Here is a 24,351-nt window from a genome sequence, read left to right on the forward strand (position 1 = left end):
TATTTTAAATCAAGTAGAGCCAATCACTTAGTTCGATAAAAGCTTACATTTCTGAACTCTTTGGCTTCATCTAAATCAGGCCACGTTGTCGCACTCCGCTCATCCAACTTAATATAATGTGGATGGCTAAAGTTTTTCACTCGACTATCTGCAACCCAGACTTCAGGCGCGAACTTTAAAAACTCATCCAAAAAGAAGCGATTACACTGATCGTAAAGAACATCAGCTGCAAGCAAAACATCGACTTGTTCAGATTTATACAGATCATCTAAATATTCAAGTTCGACATTATTCAGTAATGCATTTTCACGACATGACGCTAAGCTCACTTGATCAATGTCACAGCAAATAACTCGTTTTGCGCCTGCCATCTTTGCCGCAATTGCAACAACACCTGAGCCTGCCCCAAAATCTAACACCACTTTATCTTTGACGTGATGGGGTTCTGCCAATAACCATTGCGCCATCGCCAAACCCGATGCCCAACAAAAAATCCAATACGGTGTTTCATTCCAAATTCGTCGAATAACCTCATCGTCTAAGCGATCAGTAGGAAATACAGGTGGAATCAACCATAAGGAAATTGGAGTTTCTGGCAGTTGTTGAGCCAATAAATCAGTATTTGGAATAACTTCGTGTAGTGCTTTTAGCAATTGCTCAGGCGCTTTCGCAAATTGGAATGTACAGCTCATCGTTCTTTAATTCTTGAAAAAAACCCCTCTATATTAGAGGGGTCAAAATATTAACCTAAAGCCTTTTCAGCAGCTTCTACTGTTTGGCGAATCAATGTGGTAATCGTCATCGGACCTACACCACCAGGAACTGGTGTATAAGCTGATGCAACTTCTTCAATACCGACTAATTGAATATCACCTACGCCACCGCCTTCACGTGGATGGAAACCAGCATCAACAACAACCGCGCCTTGTTTAATCCAGTCTTTCTGAATTAATTCAGCCTTACCGACTGCACCCACAATAATATCAGCTTGCTTCACCAGCTCAGGAAGGTTTTGAGTACGTGAATGACAAATCGTCACGGTAGCATTGGCTTGTAATAGCATCATTGCCATTGGTTTACCTAAAATCGCTGAACGACCAACAACAACCGCATGTTTACCTGCGATTTCAATCTTGTTTTCTTGCAAAATCGTCATGATACCTGCTGGCGTTGCTGAACCATAAGCAGACTCACCCATCGCCATACGACCAAAACCTAAACAGGTTACGCCGTCGACATCTTTTTCTAATGAAATTGCATCGAAACATGCTCTTTCATCAATTTGTTCTGGAACAGGATGTTGAAGCAAAATACCGTGTACATCAGGATTTGCATTTAATTTTTCAATTTCAGCTAATAATTGTTCTGTGGTTGTTTCTTTTGGAAGTTCTACTTTAAGTGAATCCATTCCAACACGGCGGCACGCATTACCTTTCATACGTACATAAGTTGCAGATGCACCATCATCACCAACCAAGATTGTTGCCAAAATTGGGGTACGTCCCGATTTTGCTTTTAATGCTTCTACACGTACTAACAAATCAGCTTCGATTTGTGTTGCTAATGCACGACCGTCTAAAACCAATGCCACAGCGCATCTCCAAAGTGGGTATCAATCAATAGCGTAAATAATACATGATAATTTGAGCAATATTCTTTTAGATGTTGTTTTTATGTGCATATTCGCTAGAAACACTATTGTTTTTTTTCTAAAGATTGCTAATATGTGCATCACCAAGAGATGGCGGGGTGGCAGAGTGGTCATGCAGCGGACTGCAACTCCGTGTACGCCGGTTCGATTCCGACCTCCGCCTCCATTGGTAAAGCCCGAGTGGTGAAATCGGTAGACACAGGGGATTTAAAATCCCCCGCCCACAAAGCGTGCCAGTTCGAGTCTGGCCTCGGGCACCATCCTTCAACTACTGAAGTTTGGTGCAATAAAAATCCAGCGTAAGCTGGTTTTTTTATACCTGAAATTTAATAAATCAAAAAACAAAAGCCAAGTGCAACGCCTTGGCTTTTCGAGTCAAATGATTATGCGACTTGCTGATTCGTTTGAATCGGCAATAAATCCAAATCTAAATCCAACTGATAGTGTCTAGCAGTATCAACTTGATATTCTGATTTTTTAATTGAATCAACGAAAATCCATTCTGAGTGAACTTTTTCTTCATTAAACTCAACCATCAAATAACCGCGCTGGTTTAAATTACAATAGTTCAACTCATCGATTAAGGTCGTAAATGCAAATTCAAATTGTTGTAGTTGATCAGTTGGAATATTGAGATACTTTTCCATACCCGGTGAAGATACCGAACTGGTTGCAAGCTCAACACCAACAAAAGCGCCATCTTGACTATATAAGTTAGACGACCATGCATTGTGCGTATCCCCTGCTAACACAACAATTTTCTTTTTTAATTGTGCCAAAGTACCATACAGAATTTCACGCTCAGCAAAATAACCATCCCATGCATCCAAGTTATAAGGTGCAACCGTTAGGACACGTGCTTTTTCTTGTAACGTTAAAGTTGGATCACCTTGTTTTAAACGCATCTTTAAAGTGACCAGTTCTTTAATCTGTGCTTGCATTTTGGTTAATGTATCGGCACTTGGCTGACCAGAAGTAATCTCAGCCAAAGAAAATAACAACTCAGCAGGAATCTGCATTTTACTCATTAAAATCTGTTGGCCTAATACATTCCATGTTGCAGTTGAGCTTTGCAAGACACCTACGATATTTTTCTCTTTACTCCCCAATAACCACTCACGCTGAGTTTCCCCCATTAGAGTACGTGCTGGATTAGTGAGATCTGCTTGGAATTTTGCAATATCCAAACCATTCGCTGTCATATAGTTCGCATAGTCCAACTGCTTATCGCGCGCAATAATTCGCGTATCTAGCATCATTAAATTGACAAGCCCCCCAAAATCAAACTGGCGATAAATTTTGGTGTGTTGATTATCGACAGGACGTATTGGCATCCACTCAAAATAGGCCTGTAGAGCTGCTAATTTTCTTTCTAAAAACTTACCTTCGTTCTTTGCTTCCGATGTTTCTTCTGTATGATTCTCAGCCCCATCCCGCCATGCATCATTGGCTAACTCATGGTCATCCCAAACCACGATGAATGGATGGCGTTGATGAACTGCTTGTAGATCTGGATCCTGACGATATAGAGCATAGCGTTTGCGATAATCATCTAATTTGATAATTTCCTGATTATTATCAGCAGCTAAGGTTCGCCCTAATTGAACAGCATCTTCTGAAGCATATTCACCTGCACCATATTCATAAATATAATCACCAAGATGAATAACCACATCGACGTTTTGCTTTGCTATCTCACGATAAACATAAAAATAGCCTGCTGGATAGTTAGAACAAGAACACACTGCAAAACTTACTTTTGAGGTATTTACAGCTAAAGTCTTGGTTTGCCCAACAGGAGAAATCTTGTCTCCAAAGATAAAACGATAAAAATAACTTTGGTCCGCTTTCAAACCCGTCGCATCAACTTTTACCGTAAAGTCATCCGATGCTGTGGTGATGACTATATCGGTTTTGATGATTTGTTTAAATTGTTGATCTAACGCAATCTGCCAAGTCACTTGTAAACGTGCACTCGCATCATTCGGCGTTAATCGAGTCCATAAAATGACACGATCCTGCAATGGATCACCACTTGCAACGCCATGCTCAAAACTGACTTTCAGCGAATGGTTTTCTTTATCTGAACTGTTATTACATCCTGTTAAACTGGCAGATAAAGATAAAGCCCCAAAACCAAATAAACTTTTTTGAATCAGTTCCCGTCGTGAAATTTTTGCTGTCATTGGATAGCTACCTTAGTTTTTATCACTACAAATAGCTAAAAATAAGTCTTTGATATGAAACTTTGATCTCAATTTGATGAATAAATGATGAAAATCAACCTAGTTTTATCCGATAAACACATGAATTGATTGAAAAGAAAGCAAACAATCAGTTTTATACTTGCCAAGTTTTAAAGTGTCCTCTATTATTGCGCTCATGCCCGAGTGGTGAAATCGGTAGACACAGGGGATTTAAAATCCCCCGCCCACAAAGCGTGCCAGTTCGAGTCTGGCCTCGGGCACCATTCTTCAACAAGTGAAGTTTGGTGCTAAAAAATCCCAGCGTAAGCTGGTTTTTTTATGTCTAAAATTTAATAATCAATCACTTGAAAATTGGGATGCTCAGCAAGCTGTTGTAAATAATGGCGTTCTTTTTGATAAAAATATTTATACATGCGATTTACCCACTCCCCGCGCCGAAAAGTAAGTACCTTTTTGTTTACCCCATCATAATTTAATAAAACAACATCGCCTTCATCCTGATTCAATAAAGTAATTCGATAACTATGTTGGGCATGTAAATGGGTTGCACTTTGTTCTCTGACAATTTCAACTTTATGCTCACCATCAAGCCAATAATGTTTATCAATTAATGCTTTTTCATTCACCCAAAAACCTGTTTCAGCACCATCATAAGTATCAATCAAGAAGAAGTGATGTAATTCTCTCAATAGCTCAGATGCCGTGATATCCAAATAATCATTCATATATTGTTCTACCCATTCAAAATTTTTTATGACTTGTTGGCTTAATACCGCATTTTTATAATCTAAATTGCCTTCAGCGTTTGTGGACCACACGTTGATTACAACTTTATGAGCAATTTTTTTGAAAGACCAGAACTGTTGATTTTAGGCAAGTTATTATCATTTAAAAAATTTGCTCTTTAATCTCAAAGATATATAGCCAATTTTATAGAATCAATCTTTTTTTCTTAGGCTGTGATAAAAATCAGATAAATGAAAAATTATGTAAAATCATAATCTTGTATAAAAATAATCGGTATCGCTTTTTTTAAACTTATATTTATGATTTTTAACGTGATTTAGAATCATCATGAAACTAAATCACGTAATGTCGATCAACGATCAGACAAGCTATTCGTCGCGAGTTTTCACATCAAAAAGCTCAATTTCAAAAATTAGATTTGAATTGGCAGGAATAATTTTTCCCATCTTACGCTCACCATACGCAAGATATGCAGGTACGATCAATTTACGTTTTCCACCGACCCGCATTCCCATAATGCCTTGATCCCAGCCTTTGATTACACGTCCTGTGCCGATCACTGTTTCAAAGTAATTTCCACGATCAAGTGAGGAATCAAACTGTGTTCCATCTTCCAACCATCCAGTGTAGTGTGTGGTAATTAATGCCCCCTTGACGGCTTCTTTACCTTCACCAACTTTCAGATCAATAATCTGTAACTCTGCACTCATTTCATCTCTCCAAACGACATTAATACTATCGAAAATTATTGCAATTGTTGCCACTGAATGTCGACTTGACCTTTGTCACTTAACAATGTCCACTCTCCATCCATAATATTGAGTTGCAATTGCATCGTTCGCTCGCACAATTTCTCTAAAGCTTCACTGGTTTCTGGTGCTAATTGCCAAACCTCAACATTCGTCAATGTTTTGATTTTAGTGTTTTTTTGCCACCAATCTTGCGCTTGGCTTCCATAGGTAACAACCGCAACACGTTTGCATCGTGCACTTGCCTTTTTGACTTTATCTTCAGAAGGACAACCTACTTCAATCCATTTTTCTAATAAACCCGTTAAGTCCTTCTGCCATAAAGCAGGCTCATCTGTTTCAAATAGATCTTTGGTAAATTCTAATTGCTCATCAGCATAACGAGCATAAGCCAAAATACGAACCATTAAACGTTCGATGGTTTCTGAAGGATGTTGAGCAAGTGTTAGTTGATAATCCGCGTAAATGTGATCATCCATATTGGCAATATTAAGATCTGCCTTATATATTGTTGCTTTTAGCGCCATGAATCATGTCCTCAAATTTGGCGCTAAGCATACTCTATTTTGCTCAACAAATGCGGAGATTCATATTGATTCTAAGCCATCTACGCGACAAGCCAACAACTGCGTTTCAAATAATAACCAATCATGTTGAACTGAATCCTGAATAATTACTTCGATTCGATTATCAATACTTTCCTCTGTAGATTTATAATTGAATTGCTCAGGATTAAAATTAAAACTTTTCCAGCCCTGATCGGTATAAAAGATTGCTTTGATTCGAATCCAATCCTGTTGTGTACATAATAGATCTAAGACATCATAAAACTTGAATTGCCATCGTTTCGGAAATTTCCATCCAGCTACGGTATAGCCTTGAGCTGTTTCTACATAATGATAAGGGAGCTGTTTGATTTCTTGCGTCTCGCTCTCATTTTGCTGAGTCATTTGCTGACGCAGTAACGGCTGAATTTTTCGTTGCACTGGCACTAAAGGTAAATCAAGCTGTAAAAGTGGAACTTGCCCATTTTCAGCTTCAATCCAAGACTGCACATAAGTTTGATATTCTTGTTTTAATTGAATATAGGCTTGCTGATCATCATCATTCATACCGTCTTTGTGCGAAATTACAACGACTTGTGCAGCCTTTAATTGATCGGTATAAAGATGCTGTTGCACCCATGGTTTGTCATGTAAACGGCTACCATCAACCACGACCACCAATGCACGCATATCCAAGCTACTGTGCCAATGTGGTTCAGTCAACTGCTCCAAAAGTTGCGCTGGATGCCCCAACCCAGTTGGTTCAATAAACAGTCGATCTGGTTTACTTTCACTCAGTAATCGAGATAACGCGATCTGCATAGGCAACTGACTACTGCAACACAAGCAGCCACCTAATAATTCCTTGACTGCATAACCTGACTGCTGTGTGATCAGTTGTTGATCAACACCAATTTGCCCAAATTCATTCATGAGAATTGCCCAAACCTCATTTTTCGGTTTTTGGGTCAATAAATGCTGCAATAGCGTGGTTTTACCCGCCCCTAAAAAACCAGAAATAATATGAGTTGGAACTGCTTTGCGAGCAATAATTTTCACGACATACTCAAGAATAAGAATTTAAGGAATTGTAATGCGGAAAATTGTAGAAATAAAATTTTCCTCTCAAAATTACAAACTTTAAAATAACCACATTAATAAAGAATAAAGTGATATAAATCACATTAGCGATCTAATATCCATATTTAAAATTAAAATATAAATGAATTATCCAATTAAGTTAATCTTATCAACTCTTATTAAATGTTTAATCTGCGTAAATAATTAGTTTATTTTTTATCCAAAAAAACATATTTTCATACATTTTAATTCTGAATTCTTTGCTCAGGGTTTACAGAGTAAGTACATAAACATGAGTAACTTTGCGAATTGTTAAGATCAACGTAATAGATTGTTAAGAACATTGCCGCAATGAACTTTGGCACATAGCATGGAGCACATGTCTAGATTCGTGGTTAATCTACAAATTTAGGCTGTTTTTATTGAAACTGAAATTAAGGATGCCAACAATGAAACTTATCAAAACTCTTCTTGCGACAACACTTACACTTGCTGCGGCTACAACTTTCGCTGCAACTGCTGATGAAGTGCAAACTGAAGCTCAGACTGACGAGCGTGTTGTTGTTTCTACTCAAGAACAACCAGCTACTGATGCATCAAGTGAAGCTGCTCCAGCATCAGCACCAGTTGCAAACTAATACGACATAGATTTAAAACTTACCTCTGCTTTTAAATCGGTTTATTATGATTTGACCCTATTTCATAATAAACAAAAAAAAGATCGAACCATGCTGCGGTTCGATCTTTTTTATAGATATCATTTTTAAGAAGAGGACTTAAAAATACTACATGAAGGCTGATGCACCTCTTGTAAACGCATTTCTTTGCGTTGTTCAGCGGCCTCAAAACGGCAACGTTTCCAGTCTGTGTTTAAGTTTAAAGGCGGAACTTGTTTCGGTTTACGCTCCTCATCGACCGCAACCATTGTGAAATAGCAAGTATTGGTGTGTCGTATCGTACGATCTTGAATATTTTGTGCTTCCACTCGGATCCCGACCTCCATTGAGGTACGTCCTACATGGTTGATACTTGCCAAGAATGTGACCAACTCACCCACATAAATAGGTTCTTTGAAATTTACTTTATCTACTGACAGCGTAACAACATAACTTCCTGAATAACGACTGGCACATGCATACGCCACTTGATCCAACAACTTTAGAATCGCACCACCATGAACATTGCCTGAAAAGTTGGCCATGTCAGGTGTCATCAGTACTGACATCGTGAGCTCTGATTGATCATCAGGAATTTGATTCATTTGGTCTAATGGATTCATAGACAAGGACTCACAAAAAAAGCGTTCTTTCTTATTGAATATTATGCGCCATAATTAGTAGAAAGAGAGACTAAATTTCATTGATTTAGTCTCTCAATTTAATCCCTAAAATCGATGTTTCAATTATCTATTTTTTTATTGTGTTGATTGGATAAGACCTGTTACTCCATTGACAATCATATCTACCGCAATCGTACCAATCAGCAATGCAGATAAACGACCAACAATATCAAAATAGCGGTCGATGTATTTGGCATGTTTATATCGTAAATGATCATGCCCATATTTCATTAAAATCAAAATACTACAGGTCAAAAATAAAGTGAGTGTAATCACAGCAACCGCGCTAATAAAAGGCACAGTAACCCCTGTAACAACAGCAGCACTAATCGTTCCTGGGCCAATCATAAATGGCATCGCAATAGTTCCAGCAAGATGTTCGGGCGCACCGCGCATTTCACCAATTGTTTCCGCACCTTGGAATACATAACGATAGCCAATGACCAAAAAGATTAAACCACCAAAGATTTGGAATGATTCAAAACGCACATTCAAATAACGACTAAAAATACTTTCCCCACCCCAAGCAAACAATATAAATACAGCTAAAGCAATAAAACTCCCCTGAATCAAGGCCTTGTTAAATATCTTAGCATCGGTATTGCGAATCATCCCCACCATATAAACACTCATTAGGAAAGGATTTAGCAATGAGAAAAATAAAGCAAATGCATGAACGTGCGCTGATAACATAAATAACTCTTTATTGGCAGCAAAGGTTAAATGATTTTAGATTTTGACAGATTAGATGAATAGACACTAAATCGTTTAGGAATTTATAAACGTTTTACAATTAGACGTTACATTGTTTAATGCATCATCTTTATTTAATTCAAATGTTACACCCAATCCGAGCATACGCATATGCAGATTGGCTTGTGATGCATTGATCGATTTTACGTTAAACTTTAGACCTTGATCGCTATAAAGCACGTCATTCACTAATTTTACTCGGTACGACATGACTTCTTTGCTATTATCAATACAAAGTTTTCCATGGCCTTGACGATTTAAATGTAGTACCGCGGATGCTTCTCCGACTTGCCCTGACCAATTGCCAGAAAATGGAAGTTGTGTCGTGCTAAGTTGATTAAATTGCTCAGATGACATTGTCGTAATCGAAGTACAGCCGACAAGTCCAAAAAACAAAATACTTGATAAAAAAATATACTTCACAACCAACACCCAAATAATAAAAAAGCAAACAATTACAATTATTTTCCCATAGCCGAAAGCGGTATAAATTGTAGGGTATGTATACACCGGGTATGGGATGTGTAACTGTTCTTGCAATACCGATTTTATTTAACTGAAATAAGTAATTAAAGTTTCTTCAAGATTCGATTCTAAGATTTAATTTAGTCACTGCCCTCCTTTCGAAAGGCAGTATAAATTAAAAAAAGGGATTAGAAGGTTACCCGACGATAATGACGATATTCAGGTGTCCAGAAGTTATCATCGATCACCGTCTTGAGTAGATCATTACTCATTGGAACAGCCAAGCCATCTGCCATCGCTGCTTTTGCTACTTTAAAGGCAATAAACTTTGAAACCTGTTGAATATCATTGATATTTGGCAACAAATCAGCTGCTGGATTTTTCAATCGAGGAGAACAATCTGCCAGAGCGGTACTAGCCGCCATTAACATTGAGTCACTAATATGTGTCGCTCCACAAGCGAGCACACCCAGTCCAATCCCAGGGAAAATATATGAGTTATTGCATTGTGCAATCGAATAAGGTTTGCCTTCATAATACACAGGGGCAAACGGACTACCTGTTGCTACAATTGCTGAACCTTGTGTCCATTCAATGATATCTTTAGGTTGCGCCTCAACTTGGGAGGTTGGATTCGACAATGGCAAGATAATTGGATGCTTATAATATTTAGCTAAAGTCTTAATCACTTCTTCGCTAAATAATCCAGCCTGTCCAGATACGCCAATCAAAATGCTCGGTTTGGCATTCTTCACCACATCCAACAAGGCAATATTGTCACTAAATCCTTCCCATGATTGAATCGCAGCGACTGGGGTTGCCAATTTTTTCTGGAAATCTAATAAATTTGCTTGTTGATCAGTCATCAAACCAAAGCGATCCACCATAAAAATCCGTGAACGCGCCTCATGATCGCTTAAGCCTTCATCGATCATTTGTCGTACAATATGCTCAGCAATACCACAACCTGCAGAACCTGCACCAACAAAGGTAATAGTCTGATCTTTAAGTTGTTTACCTTGTGCACGTGAAGCTGCAATCAGTGTCGCAACGGTGACTGCTGCCGTACCTTGAATATCGTCATTAAAGCAACAAATCCTGTCACGATACTGATTAAGTAAAGGCATCGCATTATGTTGCGCAAAATCTTCAAACTGGATAAGCACATTAGGCCAGCGTTTACGAATTGCAGAAATAATTTTTTCTACAAACTGGTAATATTCCTCACCTGTAATCCGCGGACTCTTCAACCCCATATAAATCGGATCATTTAATAATGCTTGGTTATTGGTTCCCACATCAATGGTGATCGGCAATGTATAGGCAGGACTAATCCCACCACATGCTGTATATAGCGACAGCTTTCCAATCGGAATCCCCATACCGCCGATCCCTTGATCCCCCAAACCGAGAATGCGCTCACCATCCGTGATCACGATAACTTTAACATTACGCTTATTCACATTATGGATAATTTGATCGATATATTCTTTCTCACCATAAGAAATAAAAATACCGCGATGACGACGATAAATATCAGAGAAGCGTTGACAAGCCTCGCCTACAGTAGGGGTATAGATAATGGGCAACATTTCATCTAAATGTTGACTTAATAAATTATAAAAAAGCGTTTCGTTGGTATCTTGGATGTTTCTTAAATAAATATGTTTATTTAAGTCGCTGCCAAAAGATAAATACTGCTGATACGAACGCTGTGTCTGTTCTTCAATATTTTCAATATTGTTAGGGATCAAACCATGTAAATTGAATCGTTCACGTTCGTCTTCAGTAAAAGCAGAACCTTTATTTAACAAAGGTAATTCTAAAAGCGCGTTTCCAGCATAAGGGATATACAAAGGTTTTTTGATTTTAATTGGATTTACTGTCATACCGTACTCGTTCACTTCACCGTCAAATATCTAATCTTCATTGCTCAAGTCCATCCATCACTGAACTTTGGCCTTGTAATAATTTACACTAATCAAGCTCTGAAACTGTATTTATCTGGTTGTATATAAAGTGCATCATTATTTAGAGACTAAATAGTATGGCAAAATAAAGTCCAAAATGAAGTTACAATGGTGCAAAAGTTTAACTAGCAAAGTACGCATACGTTAAAATCTTATCTCACGTATACGTACTTGAGTATAATGGTGTCATTTAAGACAATTTATCCTTATAAAAGAAATAGTAACTTGCATAACATGCAATGATGAATAATAGACAGCAGACAAAACCAACTTGCATTGATGGATCAGCCACCATACTCAAGCAAGTAATCACGCAGAATACGCCACCTAAAATCGGTGTCAAAGGAAACAATGGCGCAGCAAATTTCAGATCCTTAACGGTTTTACCTGATTTGATCCATTGTCGACGGAAGTTAAATTGACTAATACAAATCGTAATCCATACCACAACCATGGTAAATGCAGCGACACCCAACAAGTTCTTAAAAATCGTTTCTGGTGCGAAATGCTCTGATAATAGTCCAGGAATTGCACCGAACATGGTGACTACAATCGCAATAATCGGTGTACCCGAAGCAGTGAGCGTAGAAAACACTTTAGGTAATTGTTTTTGAATGGAGAGCGACCACATCATGCGAGATGCAGCAAACAATCCTGAGTTCGCTGCAGAAAGTAATGCGGTAATAATTACAAAACGAATAATATCTTCGGCATACGGAATTCCAATAAAATTAAATACCGTAACGAATGGGCTACTACTAATACCACTGGCATTGAGGCCTGCCATTTCAAATGGAAGTAAGGCACAAATCACCACTATCGTACCGACAAAGAAAATCAGTAAGCGCCAAATTGCAGCATTGATTGCTTTCGGGACCGTTTTAGCTGGATTCTCAGCTTCTCCCGCTGCGACACCAATCAACTCAGTGCCGGAAAAGGCAAAATTAACGATCAGCATCGTGGCAAAAATTGGAAAAATACCTTGAGGGAACCAACCATGTTCTGTCAATTTACTAAACAATGGCGCTGATTCATGACCTTGATAAGGAATAAAACCAAAGATCGCCACAAGCCCCAAACCAATAAAGCAAATAATCGTCAACACTTTAACAAGTGATAACCAAAACTCTGACTCAGCAAAAAAACGAGTCGAACTCACATTGAGTGCAAAAACTAAACCTGCAAATATTAATGTCCATATCCACATCGAAACCGAAGGAAACCATTCCTGCATAAGCAATGCCGCGGCAGTAAATTCTGTACCGAGGGTGGCAGTCCATGTCAACCAATACAACCAAGTCACCATGTAACCTGTACCCGGACCAATATAGGTGCGAGCGTATTCACCAAAAGCCCCAGAAACAGGCATGTGTACAGCCAACTCTCCGAGACATAACATCACCATATAGGCAATAACACCACCGAGTAAGTAAGCTAAAACAGCCCCAAAAGGCCCAGCTTGAGAAATGACATCTCCCGATCCAAGAAACAGTCCTGTTCCAATCGCGCCACCTAATGAGAGCATCACCAAATGACGCTTGGTCATAGCTCGTTTTAATGGTTGTCCAACCACCACACCAGATGATGAAACATTCGATTGCTGAGATGATTCTTGCTGGGGTGCATAGTCCCCACTCAAGACATCTCCAGTCAGAAATGTCTTCTCATTGTTATTACTCATACACAATTACTCCAATTGTATTCTTATGACAACTTGTCCTTGCTGTTTCGATTTTTAAAAAAGATGATTAAGAGAATCCTTCATTTTTCAATAATTTGTTTCTACTGAATATCCATATTCAAACTCCATGTACATCGTTTCCTTGAACCGCTTTTAATATTAAGACTGATTTTTATCTACATCATTTCTTTGAGGATGAGCCCTGCCCTTAATCCAATTTTCACATTCGGATTTGGAAACAAAATCCAAACCTGTTGATCATGTGCAATATAATTTCCAGCCGCTTGCATCGCGATTACATCGCCTTTATGAAAGGTTGAAAAATTAGGGGCAGCTGCATCGAGCTGTAGTTGGAAGTTTTCACTTTGCTTTAAAATTGAATCCACAACCTTAAATTGGCGAATGGTTGTTTTTTGTCGTGTAGGTAAAACTCCACCTGTAATTACAGCGCGAAGCACTTGATCAATCGCTGAAAACTCAGCTAAGTTATTTTGACCAAATGGCTTGGCCTTACCCAACTCCAAAGTACTGCTCGCGGCCTGAAAATGCGCAGCGGTAAAATGTGTGAAGGTTTTACCCACAGCATTGTGATAGACCAAAGCATCAAGATCGGCAGCATTGAGACTTTCAATCAGAAAATCATCGTAAGGTTGCGTTTGATAAGGAAATAAAGCAAAGACAGGAAGTAATGATGCTCGAATTGCCGTATGCAAATCATAATGATAGCGTTGGGCATCAACATTGCTTTGTTGAAAAAATTGCGTTGTGACTTGCTCTAGCAGTGCAGCCCGTTGGGTTTCATCATCCATCGTTAATTGCTGATAAGCACCACAAAACATGCGGTTCATATCATTTTCCAAATAACGCACACCTTTGCGAATCGCTTGCGTATTGCCAAAAACAAAAAGTACCCGTTCTGTTAAACGCAAACGACATGCAAACAAGTCTTGAATCATCTTTGCAAGTAATTCAATAGGCGCCGTTTCATTCCCATGCACACCGGCAGACAGTATGATGGCTTTGTTATAGTGTGTTTTAGGCGTACAGACCAACACCCCTTCACCGAGCCATTGCCAAGTAAATTCAGCTGTTTCACCTTGAGTGTGTTCAGGTGTTTGCTGCGCAAGAGTCAACTCTAGTAGATCAACCATATGCCATCACTCCCTCGTTTAACCACCTCAAATCCAATACCATGGTGAGCATTCGGATTTGAGGAAAATCCATATCAATCTTTTAACTACGAAGATTAGCGTTGAAAGTGATAAACCGACCCTAAACCTAAAATTTTGGTTAATTTATCTAATGCTGTACGACTCTCAATCAACAAACTTGGATCAGCTAAATCATCCTGCGTTAATTCATCACGATAATGTTGATCTACCCATTGATTGAGTGTTTTAAACAGGTCGTCATTCATAAATAAATTTGGATTAACTGCTGCTAACTCTTTTTGATTGACCGCAACACGTAAACGCAAACATGCTGGTCCACCGCCATTACGCATACTTTCACGCAGATCAAACACCTTGATGTCATCAATAGGCGTGCCCATCTGAATCATGTCATTCAAATAGCTCCAAACCGCTTTGTTTTGATGAGACTCTTCAGGTACAACGATACTCATCCCACCATCTGCGCGTGTCAAAATTTGGCTATTGAATAAATATGTCGCAACAGCATCCTCAACCGTCACACGGTTTTCAGGGACTTCGATCGAAATAAACTCTTGTTCAATCCCTGCCATTTTCTGGTGAATTTCATCCAAGGCTTGTGTTTGATTCAAAAACGCATGTTGATGATGGAAAAGTACCTGTTGGTTGCTGACCGCTATCACATCATTATGAAATACACCTTGATCAATCACGTCAGGATTCTGTTGAATAAATACCGTCCGTTTTGCATCTAAACGATGTAAACGTGCAATCGCCTCACTCGCTTCACGAGTTTGACGTGCAGGGAATTTCTTCGGCGCAACCGTACCACCGAGCTGTTGCTGTCCGTAAACAAAAACTTGAACGCCCTTCTGCTCATATCCACCGCCAAGACGGTTATGATTGGCTGCTCCCTCATCACCAAATAGTGCTGCATCTGGTAAGGCTTCATGATGCGCGAAATATATATCATTATCGAACATCGCTTTAAGAATTCGCGTTGTCGTATGATGCTCAATTGAGCGATGGAACTTATTATTTAGATTTGCGGCTGTAAAATGTACACGTCCATCCGCGCTATCAGCCGATGGTGACACGGTGCATGAGTTTGCAGTCCACATAGAAGATGCTGAACTGAGTGAAGATAATAATGCAGGTGCTGTTCGCATTGCCTGTGCAATCACCTCAATATCACTGCCTGTAAAACCTAAACGGCGTAAGGTTGGAACATGTGGACGCTCTTGTGGAGCAAACACCCCTTGTTTAAGCCCTAAATCCGCAAGGGCTTTCATCTTCATTAAGCCTTGTTTGGCTGCTAATTTAGGATTCGATGCATTATTACGGTTTTTTGTTGAAGCAACATTACCAAAAGAAAGACCTGCATAATGGTGAGTTGGTCCAACCAAGCCATCAAAATTGATTTCATAACCTGACATTTTTTTCTCCATATCGTCACGGCACGATTTAACTTAGAGCACAATGCCCGGTGATAATTTTGAAGGTAGTGTAACGTGATCACTTTCCAGTGAAGCCATCGGCCACGCACTATAATCTGCTGCATAAAATGCACTTGCACGATGGTTACCCGATGCACCGACACCGCCAAATGGAGCAGCACTCGATGCGCCAGTTAATGGTTTATTCCAGTTCACAATGCCAGCTCGTGCTTCGATCAATACTCGATCAAATAATTCACGATCAGGAGAAACCAAACCTACAGCTAAACCAAAACGTGTATTATTGGCGATTTTGAGTGCTTCATCAAAATCGTGATAACGATAGATCGTCGTCAAAGGACCAAAGTATTCATCGTCTGGGATTGCATTCACTTCACTCACATCTAAGATGCCAGCGGTAAGTAATGAACTGTCAGCTTGAGGACGGGTCATTTCAAGTAATGGCTTTGCTCCCAAAGCAATCAGTTTGCTTTGTGCTGCCATCATTTGATCTGCTGCATGCGCTGAGATTACCCCACCCATAAATGGTTGTGGTTCTGCATCCCAAGCACCGATCACTAAGTTTTTTGCGACTTCAACAAAACGTTGAATGAATGCATCACCATTGGCACCATGTTTTACAATAATGCGGCGTGCACAGGTACAACGCTGTCCCGCAGACACGAAAGCGGATTGGATGGCTAGATTCACCACTGCATCAATATCCGTTGCTTCATCAATAATTAAGGCATTATTTCCGCCCATCTCAAGGGCTAGAATTTTTTCAGGTGCACCTGCCATTTGTTTATGCAAGTGATAGCCAGTGTTGGCGCTACCTGTAAACAGTAAACCGTCAATTTGTTCAGCAGCAGCTAAAGCCTCACCTGTGGTGCGACCACCTTGCACAAGGTTGAGCACACCCTTTGGTAATCCAGCCTGTTGCCACAATTTTGCAGTTTCTTCTGCTGTCCATGGCGTAAGCTCACTTGGCTTAAATACCACCGTATTACCCGCAATTAATGCAGGTACGATATGACCATTCGGGAGATGCCCAGGGAAATTATAGGGACCAAATACAGCGAGTACGCCATGAGGACGATGACGCAATGATGCGATGCCATCTGGCATTTCAGTTTCACTAAAACCCGTACGTTGATGATAAGCACGAATTGAAATCGCGACTTTCCCAATCATCGATTGGACTTCAGTCAAGGTTTCCCAAAGTGGTTTACTGGTTTCTTGACTAATCACTTGAGCCAGTTGATTTTTATTTTGTTCAAGTAAACTTGCAAAACGTTCAATAATAGCAATGCGTTGCTCTAATCCAAGTCGTGCCCATGCAGGGAAAGCGTCTCTTGCTGCCGCACACGCTGTATCAACATCAACAACATTGGCTTCGTGACCCGCCCAAATCTGTTGATTGCTCACAGGATTGGTTTTAATAAAGCTTGCACCTTTTCCCTGTACCCAAGCACCATTGATTAATAATGCACCTTGTGACATTAGTGATTCTCCATTTTATCTAATGCTAAAACTCGCACTTCGTCCTGTTCGCTAACATGGAGTGCTTGAGCTTGTGCTGGTGTGATCATTAAAGTATCGTCCTCAGAGACACAGTTATTGATTAACAGCACGCAATAATCTTGGTATTGGTCATTGGCAACCAAATAGTGAATATCTGTCGTTTCAATTTGCTCAGTGATTTTGACTGTGAGTAAACGACTTTCTTTGACTGCACGTAGATCGGCAGTATTGGCCTCTAAGGTTGGCCCCGCATCAAAAATATCGACATAGCCTTGATATTGAAGCCCTTCTGACATCAATACTTTCGCAGCAGGAAGGGTTTGAGGATGAACTTCCGCAATGACTGCACGAGCATCGGCGGGTAATAAATCCACATAAACCGGAAATCTTGGCATCAATTCAGCAATAAAGACTTTCTGTCCGATTCCACTCAAATAATCTGCGGTCGCAAAATCCATATTAAAGAAGTGATATCCCAAGGCATCCCAAAATGGTGAATGTCCATTTTGATCAGAATAACCACGCATCTCCGCAATCAGTCTTGCTTTAAAGTGCGACTGAAATGCGGCGATAAAGAGAAAGCGTACCTTTGATAAAAATTTGCCGTTTTGATTTTTACGATAATCAGGATCAAGGAATAACGTACACAGTTCGCTACAACCCGTATGGTCATTACTCAGAAACAAAGTATCTAAAGCCTTATATACATTTAAGGTTTTCGAGGCATGCACCTGTGTTGCCACACGGAAGTTATAGAATGGTTCGTTTAAACCCACCGCAACTTCAATCGCACTCACCCCCACAATTTTTTGTAGACTGGTGTCCTCAAGTACAAATAAATAGCTCTCGTCTGACTTCTCAGCTAAGCCAGCCAAGGTATTGGCTGTTCGTGTAATACGTTCAGCCAAGATTTCTTTATTACGTGGCAAGGAGGTCAGACCAATGCCTGTCTCTCCTGCTCGTTGCGCTAAACGATAAATATCATCTAAGTCCCGATGCGCTGCATGTCTAACAATCATCATGGTTAGATGCTCACAAATAGATTAAAGACGTGCTAAAGCACGAGCAAAACGACTTAGACCTTCATCAATATCTTGCTGAGAGATAATCAATGATGGCGTAAAACGCACCACATCTGCGCCAGCAACGAGTGCTAAAAGACCTTCTTCACCTGCCAAGGTCACGATGTTTTTTGCTTTACCTGCATATTCATCTTTAAGAACGCAACCAATCAATAAGCCTTGACCACGAATTTCCTTGAACAAATCATATTCAGCATTCAATTTATTTAATGCATCTACGAAATATTGATGACGTTGTTTCACACCCTCTAGGACTTCAGGCGTATTGATGAACTCAAATACAGCGCCAGCAACAGCACAGGCCAATGGATTACCACCATAGGTTGTACCGTGATCACCCACCGCATACATATTGGCGTATTTATCTGTTGTAATCATGGCACCAATTGGGAAACCACCACCCAATGCTTTTGCGGTGGTTAAAATATCTGGCGTTACCCCTGTATTCATATAAGCGTAGAGCGAACCTGTACGACCAACACCAGTTTGTACTTCATCAAAAATCAGCACTGCACCTTTTTCATCACACAGCGTACGTAGACCTTTTAAGAACTCAAGATCAGCAGGAACAACACCACCCTCACCTTGGATTGGTTCAACAATCACCGCACAGGTATTGTCATTAATCACTGCTTTCGCAGCTTCTAAATCATTGAATGCGGTATGTTCAATACCTTCAGGCAATGGCGCAAAATCTTGTGAATATTTCGGTTGACCGCCTGCCGTAACCGTAAATAAGGTACGACCGTGAAAAGCATTTTTAAATGCAACGATATTCTTTTTGTTAGGATTGCCGCTGAGCAAACCAATTTTTCGAGCCAGTTTTAATGCGGCTTCGTTGGCTTCTGCACCCGAGTTACAGAAAAATACTTTATCTGCAAAGGTACTATCCACTAATTGTTTCGCAAGGCGTAAAACCGGTTCATTGGTATAGCCATTGCCAATATGCCAAAGCTTCTGTGCTTGTTCAGTTAAGGCGTTGACTGCAACAGGATGTGCATGTCCTAATGCATTGACGGCAATTCCACCTGCAAAATCAACATATTCTTTATCATTTTGATCCCACAGACGAGAGCCTTCACCACGCACTAAAATGAAATTTGCTGGTGCAAAAACCGGAACCATCCAGTCATTAAAGTTGCTACGTGTAATCGTGACATTACTCATTTTATTTACTCACTTCCTGTTTGATCATTGGGCTGTTTTTAAACTTCACAGCCCAGTTTAAAGCTGATGTACTAAATTTATTAACCTGGGAAAATACCGCGTTCTTTACGTGCTTTTAAAATACGCTCACATGCCAAAATATAAGCAGCAGTACGTAAACTACATGCCTTATGCTGTGCGATTTCCCAAACATCTGCCGTTGCTTGAATCATTAATTTATCGAGGCGTTCATTGATCTCATCTTCAGTCCAGAAATAACTCGCCATGTCTTGAACCCATTCGAAATAACTGACGGTCACACCACCAGCGTTACAAATCACATCTGGGACCACGACAATATTTCGTGTGATGAACACATCATCTGCTTCTGGATAAGTTGGACCATTGGCACCTTCCAATACGATTTTGGCTTTTAGTTTCTGAGCACGTTCAACCGTAATTTGACCTTCTAATGCCGCAGGAATCAGAATGTCCATATCGACATCCCAGAATTCATCGTTCGAAATGACTGTTGCCTCAGCAAACCCCATGACACCACCTTGCTCAGTGACATGCTTTTGTAGTGCTTTTACATTTAAGCCATCTGCATTAAAAATCGTGCCTGTATGATCTTGTACACACACCACTTTCGCGCCTGCATGACTAAATAAATAAGCGGCTTCATTACCCACATTACCAAAGCCTTGTACAGCAACTTTGCTGCCTTCAATCGTTAAGCCAATACGCTTTGCAACCTCTAAACCAGTCACAAATACACCACGACCTGTCGCACGTACACGACCTAGAGAACCACCTAAATGCACAGGTTTGCCCGTCACTACACCTGTAACTGTATGACCTTTAATACTTGAATAGGTGTCCATCATCCAACCCATAATGTTGGCATTGGTACCAACATCTGGCGCTGGAATATCAATTTGAGGACCAATGATTGGACTGATTTCACTGGTAAAACGGCGCGTTAAACGCTCTAACTCACGCGGAGACAATTCTTTTGGATTGACCCGGATACCACCTTTTGCACCACCAAATGGGAGATTAAGTACGGCGGTTTTAATGGTCATCCATGCAGATAAGGCCATGACTTCATTGAGCTCAACATCTTGATGATAACGAATACCGCCTTTACCAGGACCGCGAGATAAATTGTGTTGAACACGATAACCTTCGAAATGACGGATCGAACCATCATCCATGACAATAGGAACATCAACGATTAATGTACGCTTAGGCGTTTTCAACGTATTAATAAAATTGCTTAGGTCTGCGTCAAGATATGGCGCCACTCGATCAATTTGAGTGAGATAGGTTTGCCAAGCACCGCTATTTTGATCCGTATATGATAAAGACATCATCTGTTCCTTAATTAATCAATTATCCCTGTTTTTTTCAGATTCCCTTTTTATTTAGGGTTTCCTGCCCTTTCATCCCTGATGCACATTCTGCGCAGCCACATCACGCAAAAAATGTTTTGGGCTTCATATACTGATTATTATTAAGAATCAAATTGATTCACAAAATTGCTTTTAATGATTAAAATGAATTAATTTTTATCAATTTGCGCATAGAAAATATCAAAATGAACAATATAGATCATATTATTCTAGGATTACTGAAAGACAATGCACGCATGTCCATTACCGACTTGGCGGCCAAAGCACGTGTCTCACGAGCAACTGTGCAAAAGCGCATTGAATACATGGAATCTACGGGTGTCATTACAGGCTATACCATTCGCTTTCGTCCCAACGCTGAAAGAAATGTGATTCGAGCATGGATGAGCATTATGGTGGAAGGTACCAAAGCCCAAGCTGTAATACGTGAACTACGCTTAGAATCCGCCGTTGAACGCTTACATACCACCAATGGTAAATGGGACATTTTGGTGGAGTTAGAATCTGACAGTTTAATCAACTTCGATAAGGCACTTGAACGTATCCGCAATATTTCAGGGATTTACAATAGTGAAACCAGTATTTTACTTTCTACATATAAAACTTAAGTCCCTATCAAGTGAAAAGCCGCTTGATACGATATGGCATCAAACGGCTTGGTAGCTCCAATGTTAATTTAGACTAAGTTTTTAAATGTGGATTTTCTAAGGGCAGATCCTTTTCTAAATGTTCATCAAAAACATCCGTCAGCATACTGTCATAACGTTGAGCATTGTATTTCAACAGCTGTTCTGCCTCTGTGGTATTAATAAAACCGACAGCAACGGCATCTGCAATATGCTCCTCAAATGACAGCCCTTTAAACTGATCTTTGGATTCTGCTTTTTTAAACTTATTCCAAAGCGGTTGTATTGCTAACAACATTTGGAAAGTAGACTCCATGCGCCCCATCACATCACTTTCATCAGTGTTGTAATACACATGTTTTTTCAGCTCTGCTCTAAATGGCGTTTCCTGTAACAGCAATTGAGCCACGTCCTGCTTCAACTGATCAGATGGTTTAGCAATTGGGCGACCAAATGGGAAACATACCAATTTCACCAACTTCGCGGCAATTTTCATTGGGAAGTTGTCATAAAATCCGAAAAATGCTTCCTGTGCATTAAACAAGGCCTTATTCAATGCCAATTCAGCATGTTTTTGATCAGACGCTGTGCGTTGACCATTTTCATAGTATTTTAAAATCGCTGTCGCAATAAATAGATGCGAATGGATATCCGCCAAGCGTCCAGAAAGCATTTCTTTACGTTTCAAATCACCAGCTAAAATACCCAATGCCATATCTGCGGTCAGTGCAAAATCAGCACTCATTCGATTGATCACCGCATAATACGGTTTTGAAAAATCGTCAGCTTGCTTAGAGCCTTCACGAGATCCACCCGTGATAGCAAATGCCACCGCTTTGGCACCACGATTAAAGGTATAAGCCAAATGCTTAAACAACAATGGACTAAATTGTTTAAGTGCCGCCGCTTTATCTTCTGATTGCAACAATTGCAATTCTTCAAACAAGTATGGATGACATCTCATCGAACCTTGACCAAAAATCATCAATGAACGTGTCAAAATATTGGCACCTTCAACCGTGATAGCCACTGGAATAGACTGATAGGTCAACGCAAGAAAGTTACGTGGTCCAAGCTGAATTGCACGACCACCGACCACATCCATACCATGATTAATCACTTTTCTCATGGTTTCGGTAGCGTAATACTTCGCCATGGCAGTCATTACTGCTGGCGTTCCACCCTGATTGAGTCCACATGTCACTAGATATCTAAATGATTCCAGCATATAAGCATCACTGGCAATATCACTGGTCGCTTCTTGTACACCCTCAAAATGCCCAACGGAGATTTTAAATTGTTGTCGGATACTCGCAAAAGCACCCACTAAAAGATAACCCATCTCCCCTGCAGCCGTCGCTAATGCAGGCAATGAAATGCCGCGTCCAACACCGAGACACTCCATCAACATACGCCAGCCTTTACCAGCATTCTCTTGACCACCAATAATCCAGTCGATCGGGATAAAGATATCAGTCCCTTCAACCGTACCATTCATAAAAGGGGCACCGGGATGATGTCTTGCCCCGATTTTAATTCCTTCATGGCTGGACGGAATTAAGGCACACGTAATTCCATATTCAACTTTGTTTTTATCTCCCAACAAGCCATCTGGATCGTAGAGCTTAAACGCCAGACCTATCACGGTTGCTATAGGAGCCAAAGTAATCCAGCGTTTAGAAAAATTCATTTTTAAACCAAGGACTTCTTGACCATCATGGTTTCCATAACACACGATACCTGTATCTGGAATTGCACCTGCGTCAGAACCCGCTTCAGGACTGGTTAAACCAAAACAAGGCACTTCTGTACCATCAGCTAAACCCGGCAAATAACGCTGTTTCTGTTCAGTGGTTCCGTAGTGCAACAACAACTCGCCCGGACCCAAAGAGTTAGGGACCATACAGCTTACTGCTGCGGTTAAAGATCGTGACGCAATCTTACTCATAATGCGACTTTGCGCAAAAGCGGAAAACTCTTTACCACCGAATGTTCTTGGAATAATTAAACCAAGAAACCCTTTATCTTTAATAAATTGCCAAACTTCTGGCGGCAAATCTTTTTGGTGATGATGAATTTGCCATTCATCTAGCATTGAACACAGTTGCTCAACTTCATTGTCTAAAAAAGATTGTTCTTCAGTTGAAAGCTTTGGATAAGGATATTGATCAAATTTCTCCCAATCAGGCTCCCCCATAAATAGCTCTTTTTCCCACCAACTGGTACCTGCTTCTAACGCTTCTCTTTCTGTCGTACTCATACTTGGCATCGCATTTGAGAGAAGATTAAATGCGGGGCGACTAATCAGTGCTTCACGTAGTGCAGGAATTAATATCACGATACTCATTAGAATAATCGGTATACCAACCAATAAACTCCACGGTGTAATAAACACAGCACAGATGACTGCAACTGCAACAGAAACGAGACTACCAATTGTTTGATTTAGTTTGAAATAAAATACAGCCCACAACACAGCAAACTGAATCAACAAGCTAAGCAATATCAATAATAGAGTCATGGTTACTCCTTTGCCTTCAACTTGAATTAAGAAGAAATGTGATTAAATATTTATGCTTTACTATATTTTTTAACGTATTAAGTTAAGTGTGAAAAAAGAGTGAATTTTGATTGTACAGTGCGTTTTTTTATTTTCAGGATAAACTACTAAATATTACATAACCGCATAGAGATGAAAGGCTTTGTTGCATAATCATTAACTTTGAGTGCGATTCATTCCAAAATCATATCTTTTTTTAAAACTTTCATAATCAAATCATGATT

General features: G+C 39.9%; 21 protein-coding genes and 3 tRNA genes. 5 read left to right on the top strand and 19 right to left on the bottom strand.

Annotated features, from left to right (window positions below):
• Nucleotides 1-23: 23 nt before the first annotated feature.
• Complete coding sequence (locus AAC851_RS04465) at nt 24-692, bottom strand: class I SAM-dependent methyltransferase (RefSeq protein WP_005081711.1); 669 nt, start codon at nt 690-692, stop codon at nt 24-26.
• Nucleotides 693-742: 50 nt separating this feature from the next.
• Nucleotides 743-1,591: a bifunctional methylenetetrahydrofolate dehydrogenase/methenyltetrahydrofolate cyclohydrolase FolD gene (folD, locus tag AAC851_RS04470; protein ID WP_005081710.1), complete on the bottom strand. Its 849-nt coding sequence runs from the start codon at nt 1,589-1,591 to the stop codon at nt 743-745.
• Between the two features lie 152 nt (nt 1,592-1,743).
• Between folD and AAC851_RS04475 the strand changes: the two genes are divergently transcribed.
• Both AAC851_RS04475 and AAC851_RS04480 read left to right on the top strand, forming a co-directional pair.
• Nucleotides 1,744-1,817: transfer RNA gene (locus AAC851_RS04475), tRNA-Cys, on the top strand.
• A gap of 8 nt (nt 1,818-1,825) precedes the next feature.
• Nucleotides 1,826-1,911 (top strand) — tRNA-Leu (locus AAC851_RS04480).
• A gap of 123 nt (nt 1,912-2,034) precedes the next feature.
• Here AAC851_RS04480 and AAC851_RS04485 read toward each other — a convergent pair.
• Nucleotides 2,035-3,837: an alkaline phosphatase D family protein gene (locus AAC851_RS04485; RefSeq protein ID WP_340600565.1), complete on the bottom strand. Its 1,803-nt coding sequence runs from the start codon at nt 3,835-3,837 to the stop codon at nt 2,035-2,037.
• Nucleotides 3,838-4,035: 198 nt separating this feature from the next.
• Here AAC851_RS04485 and AAC851_RS04490 point away from each other — a divergent pair.
• A tRNA-Leu gene (locus AAC851_RS04490) sits at nt 4,036-4,121 on the top strand.
• Between the two features lie 66 nt (nt 4,122-4,187).
• On the opposite strand, the gene AAC851_RS04495 is transcribed toward AAC851_RS04490, so the two are convergent.
• From AAC851_RS04495 to AAC851_RS04510, 4 genes are all read right to left on the bottom strand, one after another.
• Nucleotides 4,188-4,583: a hypothetical protein gene (locus tag AAC851_RS04495; RefSeq protein WP_026056310.1), complete on the bottom strand. Its 396-nt coding sequence runs from the start codon at nt 4,581-4,583 to the stop codon at nt 4,188-4,190.
• Between the two features lie 390 nt (nt 4,584-4,973).
• The gene (locus AAC851_RS04500; protein WP_340600566.1) at nt 4,974-5,315 is read right to left on the bottom strand and encodes an FKBP-type peptidyl-prolyl cis-trans isomerase; all 342 of its coding nucleotides are present in this window, start codon (nt 5,313-5,315) and stop codon (nt 4,974-4,976) included.
• A 35-nt stretch (nt 5,316-5,350) separates the two neighbouring features.
• Complete coding sequence (locus tag AAC851_RS04505) at nt 5,351-5,881, bottom strand: YaeQ family protein (protein WP_340600567.1); 531 nt, start codon at nt 5,879-5,881, stop codon at nt 5,351-5,353.
• Between the two features lie 60 nt (nt 5,882-5,941).
• Complete coding sequence (locus AAC851_RS04510) at nt 5,942-6,958, bottom strand: CobW family GTP-binding protein (protein ID WP_340600568.1); 1,017 nt, start codon at nt 6,956-6,958, stop codon at nt 5,942-5,944.
• A gap of 470 nt (nt 6,959-7,428) precedes the next feature.
• Between AAC851_RS04510 and AAC851_RS04515 the strand changes: the two genes are divergently transcribed.
• A complete protein-coding gene (locus AAC851_RS04515) occupies nt 7,429-7,617 on the top strand; it encodes a hypothetical protein (RefSeq protein ID WP_005081698.1) in 189 nt (62 codons plus the stop codon).
• A gap of 125 nt (nt 7,618-7,742) precedes the next feature.
• Here AAC851_RS04515 and AAC851_RS04520 read toward each other — a convergent pair whose 3' ends face one another.
• From AAC851_RS04520 to AAC851_RS04570, 11 genes are all read right to left on the bottom strand, one after another.
• Complete coding sequence (locus AAC851_RS04520) at nt 7,743-8,258, bottom strand: acyl-CoA thioesterase (RefSeq protein WP_004638290.1); 516 nt, start codon at nt 8,256-8,258, stop codon at nt 7,743-7,745.
• A gap of 135 nt (nt 8,259-8,393) precedes the next feature.
• On the bottom strand, nt 8,394-9,011 hold the full coding sequence (locus AAC851_RS04525; RefSeq protein ID WP_004638289.1) for a MarC family protein: 618 nt from the start codon (nt 9,009-9,011) through the stop codon (nt 8,394-8,396).
• A gap of 75 nt (nt 9,012-9,086) precedes the next feature.
• The gene (locus AAC851_RS04530) at nt 9,087-9,494 is read right to left on the bottom strand and encodes a J517_1871 family lipoprotein (protein WP_407641391.1); all 408 of its coding nucleotides are present in this window, start codon (nt 9,492-9,494) and stop codon (nt 9,087-9,089) included.
• 230 nt (nt 9,495-9,724) lie between these two features.
• Nucleotides 9,725-11,425: an NAD-dependent malic enzyme gene (locus AAC851_RS04535; RefSeq protein WP_017396000.1), complete on the bottom strand. Its 1,701-nt coding sequence runs from the start codon at nt 11,423-11,425 to the stop codon at nt 9,725-9,727.
• A gap of 271 nt (nt 11,426-11,696) precedes the next feature.
• Nucleotides 11,697-13,187 carry an amino acid permease gene (locus tag AAC851_RS04540; protein ID WP_125501924.1) on the bottom strand — a complete coding sequence of 497 codons (1,491 nt, stop codon included), beginning with the start codon at nt 13,185-13,187 and terminating at the stop codon, nt 11,697-11,699.
• Between the two features lie 176 nt (nt 13,188-13,363).
• Entirely contained in the window at nt 13,364-14,338 is a 975-nt protein-coding gene (gene astE, locus AAC851_RS04545; RefSeq protein WP_125501922.1) for a succinylglutamate desuccinylase, read from the bottom strand.
• Between the two features lie 95 nt (nt 14,339-14,433).
• Nucleotides 14,434-15,774: an N-succinylarginine dihydrolase gene (astB, locus tag AAC851_RS04550; RefSeq protein WP_125501919.1), complete on the bottom strand. Its 1,341-nt coding sequence runs from the start codon at nt 15,772-15,774 to the stop codon at nt 14,434-14,436.
• A gap of 33 nt (nt 15,775-15,807) precedes the next feature.
• Complete coding sequence (gene astD / locus AAC851_RS04555) at nt 15,808-17,277, bottom strand: succinylglutamate-semialdehyde dehydrogenase (protein ID WP_340600569.1); 1,470 nt, start codon at nt 17,275-17,277, stop codon at nt 15,808-15,810.
• Entirely contained in the window at nt 17,277-18,320 is a 1,044-nt protein-coding gene (astA, locus tag AAC851_RS04560; protein ID WP_320532486.1) for an arginine N-succinyltransferase, read from the bottom strand. The genes astD and astA overlap by 1 nt, the downstream gene beginning before the upstream one ends.
• A 21-nt stretch (nt 18,321-18,341) precedes the next feature.
• Nucleotides 18,342-19,547 carry an aspartate aminotransferase family protein gene (locus tag AAC851_RS04565; protein ID WP_340600570.1) on the bottom strand — a complete coding sequence of 402 codons (1,206 nt, stop codon included), beginning with the start codon at nt 19,545-19,547 and terminating at the stop codon, nt 18,342-18,344.
• 80 nt (nt 19,548-19,627) lie between these two features.
• The gene (locus AAC851_RS04570; protein ID WP_340600571.1) at nt 19,628-20,902 is read right to left on the bottom strand and encodes a Glu/Leu/Phe/Val family dehydrogenase; all 1,275 of its coding nucleotides are present in this window, start codon (nt 20,900-20,902) and stop codon (nt 19,628-19,630) included.
• Between the two features lie 224 nt (nt 20,903-21,126).
• Here AAC851_RS04570 and AAC851_RS04575 point away from each other — a divergent pair, with 224 nt between their 5' ends.
• Nucleotides 21,127-21,549, top strand: coding sequence for an Lrp/AsnC family transcriptional regulator (locus AAC851_RS04575; RefSeq protein WP_004638267.1), 423 nt, complete (start codon nt 21,127-21,129; stop codon nt 21,547-21,549).
• A gap of 73 nt (nt 21,550-21,622) precedes the next feature.
• On the opposite strand, the gene AAC851_RS04580 is transcribed toward AAC851_RS04575, so the two are convergent.
• A complete protein-coding gene (locus AAC851_RS04580; protein WP_340600572.1) occupies nt 21,623-24,088 on the bottom strand; it encodes an acyl-CoA dehydrogenase in 2,466 nt (821 codons plus the stop codon).
• Nucleotides 24,089-24,351: the final 263 nt, after the last annotated feature.

Origin of the sequence: Acinetobacter sp. HZNU-JH01, assembly GCF_037996845.1 — a bacterium.
In the GTDB taxonomy this organism is placed as follows: domain Bacteria; phylum Pseudomonadota; class Gammaproteobacteria; order Pseudomonadales; family Moraxellaceae; genus Acinetobacter; species Acinetobacter haemolyticus.

Excerpts from the sequence above, each read along its gene's own strand:
- AAC851_RS04465 (WP_005081711.1), bottom strand. The coding sequence starts at position 692 with ATGAGCTGTACATTCCAATTTGCGAAAGCGCCTGAGCAATTGCTAAAA.
- AAC851_RS04485 (WP_340600565.1), bottom strand. The coding sequence starts at position 3,837 with ATGACAGCAAAAATTTCACGACGGGAACTGATTCAAAAAAGTTTATTT.
- AAC851_RS04495 (WP_026056310.1), bottom strand. The coding sequence starts at position 4,583 with ATGAATGATTATTTGGATATCACGGCATCTGAGCTATTGAGAGAATTA.
- AAC851_RS04500 (WP_340600566.1), bottom strand. The coding sequence starts at position 5,315 with ATGAGTGCAGAGTTACAGATTATTGATCTGAAAGTTGGTGAAGGTAAA.
- AAC851_RS04505 (WP_340600567.1), bottom strand. The coding sequence starts at position 5,881 with ATGGCGCTAAAAGCAACAATATATAAGGCAGATCTTAATATTGCCAAT.
- AAC851_RS04515 (WP_005081698.1), top strand. The coding sequence starts at position 7,429 with ATGAAACTTATCAAAACTCTTCTTGCGACAACACTTACACTTGCTGCG.
- AAC851_RS04520 (WP_004638290.1), bottom strand. The coding sequence starts at position 8,258 with ATGAATCCATTAGACCAAATGAATCAAATTCCTGATGATCAATCAGAG.
- AAC851_RS04525 (WP_004638289.1), bottom strand. The coding sequence starts at position 9,011 with ATGTTATCAGCGCACGTTCATGCATTTGCTTTATTTTTCTCATTGCTA.
- AAC851_RS04535 (WP_017396000.1), bottom strand. The coding sequence starts at position 11,425 with ATGACAGTAAATCCAATTAAAATCAAAAAACCTTTGTATATCCCTTAT.
- AAC851_RS04540 (WP_125501924.1), bottom strand. The coding sequence starts at position 13,187 with ATGAGTAATAACAATGAGAAGACATTTCTGACTGGAGATGTCTTGAGT.
- astE (WP_125501922.1), bottom strand. The coding sequence starts at position 14,338 with ATGGTTGATCTACTAGAGTTGACTCTTGCGCAGCAAACACCTGAACAC.
- astB (WP_125501919.1), bottom strand. The coding sequence starts at position 15,774 with ATGTCAGGTTATGAAATCAATTTTGATGGCTTGGTTGGACCAACTCAC.
- astD (WP_340600569.1), bottom strand. The coding sequence starts at position 17,277 with ATGTCACAAGGTGCATTATTAATCAATGGTGCTTGGGTACAGGGAAAA.
- astA (WP_320532486.1), bottom strand. The coding sequence starts at position 18,320 with ATGATGATTGTTAGACATGCAGCGCATCGGGACTTAGATGATATTTAT.
- AAC851_RS04565 (WP_340600570.1), bottom strand. The coding sequence starts at position 19,547 with ATGAGTAATGTCACGATTACACGTAGCAACTTTAATGACTGGATGGTT.
- AAC851_RS04570 (WP_340600571.1), bottom strand. The coding sequence starts at position 20,902 with ATGATGTCTTTATCATATACGGATCAAAATAGCGGTGCTTGGCAAACC.
- AAC851_RS04575 (WP_004638267.1), top strand. The coding sequence starts at position 21,127 with ATGAACAATATAGATCATATTATTCTAGGATTACTGAAAGACAATGCA.
- AAC851_RS04580 (WP_340600572.1), bottom strand. The coding sequence starts at position 24,088 with ATGACTCTATTATTGATATTGCTTAGCTTGTTGATTCAGTTTGCTGTG.